5 protein-coding genes are annotated in these 4,518 nt (G+C 42.2%); all 5 read right to left on the reverse strand.

Annotation, left to right across the window (positions count from 1 at the left end; translation table 11 throughout):
- The coding region (locus QZZ43_RS08655; RefSeq protein WP_291857962.1) for a lipopolysaccharide assembly LapA domain-containing protein at positions 1–246 on the reverse strand (246 nt) is incomplete at its 3' end.
- Between the two features lie 403 nt (positions 247–649).
- Complete coding sequence (gene lepB, locus QZZ43_RS08660) at positions 650–1,840, reverse strand: signal peptidase I (protein ID WP_291857963.1); 1,191 nt, start codon at positions 1,838–1,840, stop codon at positions 650–652.
- Positions 1,841–1,843: 3 nt separating this feature from the next.
- Positions 1,844–3,277, reverse strand: coding sequence for a S26 family signal peptidase (locus tag QZZ43_RS08665; RefSeq protein WP_291857964.1), 1,434 nt, complete (start codon positions 3,275–3,277; stop codon positions 1,844–1,846).
- A 72-nt stretch (positions 3,278–3,349) separates the two neighbouring features.
- Positions 3,350–4,069 (reverse strand): 4-hydroxy-tetrahydrodipicolinate reductase, encoded by a 720-nt coding sequence (gene dapB, locus QZZ43_RS08670; protein WP_291857965.1) that lies wholly within the window; start codon positions 4,067–4,069, stop codon positions 3,350–3,352.
- Positions 4,070–4,250: 181 nt separating this feature from the next.
- A partial coding sequence (locus QZZ43_RS08675) for a hypothetical protein (protein ID WP_291857966.1) occupies positions 4,251–4,518 on the reverse strand: 268 nt, incomplete at its 5' end.

Here is a 4,518-nt window from a genome sequence, read left to right on the forward strand (position 1 = left end):
TTTTGTTTGCTTTTCAATAGTTGATTCTTTATGTTTCTCTTTCTTTGGAACGGATGACCTGAATGAAAATATGGCGCCTACAATTAATCCCAGTAAAAACGCCACAATCAGCAGCACCGACAGGGGCAGATAAGGCTCCCAAATAAAGAACTTAAAGGAAACTTCTCCGGCGTTCTGAACAGAGAATAATACCAGAATCAGGGCAGCAAATATAAAGCCCCAGAGTGAAAATGATTGTTTTCGCATGATTTGAAGATTTTTTTTTGCTTCAGTTTATAGTCGCGTATGCATATTTAGAAATTGCTTCGGGTCAGGCTCCCGCAATGACGCCTTTTTACTTTTAGCTGGAATAGGTTGGCAAATGGCAGGGCGGCTTCTCAACCCTATCATTTGCTAACCTATTCTCTGTCACCGTGAGTTTTCGGCATTGCGAGGGCCATGCGCGAAGCAAACTCTAATGAAAAAAATGCTTCTCTGAACAATAGCCATTATTTTATTAATAATTGAAAATAAAAATGTTTCTTTTTTCTGTCGAAAGACAACAGGACTATCCAAATTACTATCGCTCAACACTGTTTGGTTTTTGGTTCCTGGCCGGCTTGAATGGTCACTGAACTTAAAACTTCCCAAACTCTGAACCCCGAACTCTCTACTTTCCTAAATGTATGAACTTTTCGGGAATTTTTCCAATTATATGGTTTTCGGGGAGCAATCCCCAAAATCGGCTGTCGAAAGATTTAGGACGGTTGTCGCCCATTACCCAGTAATAATTCATTTTAAAGGTGTAGGAATCAGTTGGTTTGCCATTGATAAATATTTTATTGTTTTTTTGCGTCACTGTATTTCCTTCATAAACAGTTATGGCACGTTTGTATATATCAATATTGTTAGTCGTTAATATTACCGAGTTTCCTTTCGCGGGAATTTTTACAGGGCCCATATAGTCAGTATTCCAACCTGTGGATTTATTAAAAGGAAACGTGTGGATATCCGGTACATTTCTTTCCAGCAAGGCCGGATTGAGGTGTTGCTTTATATCTTCGGGGAGTTGTTGATAGGTTTCTTTTGTCATCTCAACGATAATTTTCCCGGTTTGCTGGTAATGAGTCAGGAATCTGGTCTTCTTTTTCGCGTTCATGAATGCCTCTTCGGAACTGTTCCAGCGGTATTTTCTGATGATGGTTGCGGGCAGATTGGCTTCTTTGTTATTGACCATGAGGATCCCGGTTGAAATCTGTATGGTGTCGCCGGGAAGGCCTGCTACACGTTTGACAAAACGAGGACGGTTTTTTACCTCCAGCGGAACAAGATTGCCCCATTTTCGGATGCGCCGCAATCGGTCAAAATTATTGTAATGACGTTTCAGATAGTAATAGCTTTCATCAGGCCGGTTTTCAAGGATAGTATCTCCTTCCGGAAAATTAAAAAGTATAATATCACCTCTTTGGAGAGTTGCTGTTCCCGCCATTCTGAAATATTGATCAGGATTTTCAGGAAACCTTCTGGGGCCGGGTACAAGCTTGTTAACAACAATATAATCGCCCGGATTGATGGCTTTTTCCATCGATGCAGACGGAACAGAGATTAGTTCAATGCCAAAACGGTATATTAAAAGGCCGATTCCCAGGCCTATACCTAAAATAATCACAGCCGAGAGCCCCTGGTATATCTTAGGGTGTTTAAGAATATATCTGTTCCTTATCCGCGCATATTTTTTCCGAAAATACCATTTCAGCCATAGGAGAATCAGTACTGCCAGTGGTATCCAGACAATATGGAACCACAGGGCAGCACTAATAATGAGACCTGATAGCAGTATTGTGTATATCAGCCTAATCATTTCTTATTCTCCGGCATATTTAAAAAACCTGTCCCACCGGATATTCATGGGGAAGGACTTGCTTTGATCCAGCGAAAGCCATACCAGGATAGGTTGTCCGATGATGTGATCTTCCGGAACAAATCCCCAGTATCTTGAATCGGCAGAGTTGTGGCGATTGTCTCCCAGCATGAAATAGTAGTCCATCTTGAAGGTATATTCATTAGCGGGTTCTCCGTTGATGAATAGTTGCTCTCCTTTCATCTCCAGTGTGTTGCCTTCGTAGTTTCGGATAATCCGTTCGTAAAGCAGGATGTTTTTGGACGAAATACGAACTGTGGCTCCTTTTTTGGGCATTACCAATGGCCCGTAATTGTCGCGACTCCAGGGAAAAGTATTGCTGTAAGGAAATACCTGCATTCCGGAGCTGTCTGGTTCCGATTCAGCTATGGCAATTTGTTCTATGAAAGGCATCTTTTTTACCTCTTCAACCATTGCATGTGTCAGGGGCAGGGAATAGTAAGGGCCGGGACGTCCTGCATATCTGTCAGGGTCACTGACTTCAAGCCGCTCATAAAACTTTTTGTTAAGTGTGGTGCCATCGGTGATGATGTGATAATTGTGCTGCACTCCCTCAGGTTCTTCAAAAAGTTCTCCATTGATAAAAATACGGTTGTTTTGAATGCTGAAGGTATCGCCCGGAAGCGCCACGCATCTTTTTACGTAGTTGTCGCGTCGATCAACAGGTCTTCCTATTACTTCACCAAAATCATCAGGGTTGTTTTTTACAAATTCAGCGCCCAGCTTTCTTTCTTCCAGGCGTTTTTCGTACTCAGACATTGCCTCGAATTTCTGGTTGCCGTTTCTTTGCATTCTGCTTTGGCCGTACTGTCTGATGATATTAAAATACGAGGGGTTGGTTTGCAGAAAGGCTACAGTGTCGCCTGCGGGAAAGTTGAAAACCACAATGTCTCCCCGCTCAACTTTTCCAAATCCGGCCAGGCGCTTATAGTCCCATTGCGGCTTCTCGCTGTACGATTTGGTATTGATAAAGGGAAAAGTGTTTTGTACCAGTGGAAAGGAAAGTGGCGTCATGGGCACACGCGGGCCGTAACTCATCTTGCTGACAAAGAGATGATCTCCTACCAGTAGTGTTTTTTCCAGCGATGAAGTAGGAATTTTATAATTCTGAAAGAAAAAGATGTTGATGAGATAAACTGCAACCAGAGCAAATACCAGTGCATCGAGCCACTCTTTCCATGCTGGTGGTTTACTTCCGTCTTTGGTTTTTTTCCATCCATCCCAGGGAATAATTTTGGTGATGTAAAGGTCAAAAATAACAGGAAGTCCCAGTAATATCCAGAAATTACCGAGCCAGATGACCCAGAGGACAAATAAAAGGGCGGCAATACTAAATTTTATCCAGCTTGCCCTTTTTACATTTTGCAGATTCATCATTGTAGGTTATGTTTTTGTTGAATGCACAGACGCAATGCCTTAATGACATTGCGTTTCTGTGTTTTTGTTTTGTTAGAACTTGAGCATGTCGCGCATGCCCAGGAAGCCTTTGTTTTTGGCGGCAAATTCAGCAGCAAGAACCGCGCCAAGTGCAAAGCCCTGGCGTGATTTGGCGCTGTGGTGAATGGTGATTTCATCTACGTCCGACTCATATTTTATGATGTGAATTCCAGGTACGTCTCCTTCTCTTACTGCTTTAATAACAAGGTCACTGTCTTTTTCACCTTTATTGAGTTTCCATTCTTTTTTGCGGTCAACAATTTCCATAAGGTCTTCGGCCAAAGTAATGGCGGTTCCACTTGGGGCATCGAGTTTCTGAGTGTGATGTACCTCGGTCATTTCAACCTCATAGTCGTCCAGGTCATTCATTATTTTGGCAAGATGCCGATTGAGTTCAAACAGAATATTTACACCTACGCTGAAATTGGAAGCATAAAAAAAGGTTTGCCCGTCCTTTTCACATGCGTTTTTTATCTCCGGCAGCTTTTCCAGCCATCCGGTAGTTCCTGATACCACAGGTTTATTATATTCAAAGCATTTCTGATAGTTGGAAAAAGCCACCTTGGGAATGGTAAATTCGATGGCTACATCGGCCTTTTCAAAATTACCGTCACCAAAATTTTCTCCTGTAGCTACAGGGTCGATTCGTGCAATAATTTCGTGGCCACGCGACTGAGCAATTTTTTCAATTTCTTTTCCCATTTTTCCGTATCCAATCAATGCTATCTTCATATTGTAAGGTTTTTGGTGATTATTCGATTGACAAAACACAAAGATAATAAAATATGATGAGTGAGAACAAAGGGCAAAGGGCAAAGGACATTGAGCTATCGGGTCACTTGCAACGTTTTTTGGAACCTTATACTTTTTTTATCCCCTGGAATGAATTCCCGGATTTTAAGATAGGTCGCTCTTATGGAGCTTTGATGATTTTGGAATGAATTCCCGGATTATAAGAAGGGGCGCTCTTATGGCGCTTTAATGATTTTGTAGTGCCATAGGCACGATGCATATTGTTGTGTGTGCGATTGGGCCTGGCCAAGGTGTTTTTTTTTTGTCGGCCGTTTTTTTTATCCCCTGGAATTAATTCCAGGATTTTAAGATGGGTCGCTCCTATGGAGCTTTGATGATTTTGTAGTGCCATAGGCACGATGCATATTGTTGTGTGTGCGATTGGGCCT

Origin of the sequence: Marinilabilia sp. (assembly GCF_016278715.1) — a bacterium.
GTDB lineage: Bacteria > Bacteroidota > Bacteroidia > Bacteroidales > Marinilabiliaceae > Marinilabilia.

Bases quoted from the DNA above. Each gene is read 5' to 3' on its own strand.
- lepB (WP_291857963.1), bottom strand. From the start codon at position 1,840: ATGATTAGGCTGATATACACAATACTGCTATCAGGTCTCATTATTAGT.
- QZZ43_RS08665 (WP_291857964.1), bottom strand. From the start codon at position 3,277: ATGATGAATCTGCAAAATGTAAAAAGGGCAAGCTGGATAAAATTTAGT.
- dapB (WP_291857965.1), bottom strand. From the start codon at position 4,069: ATGAAGATAGCATTGATTGGATACGGAAAAATGGGAAAAGAAATTGAA.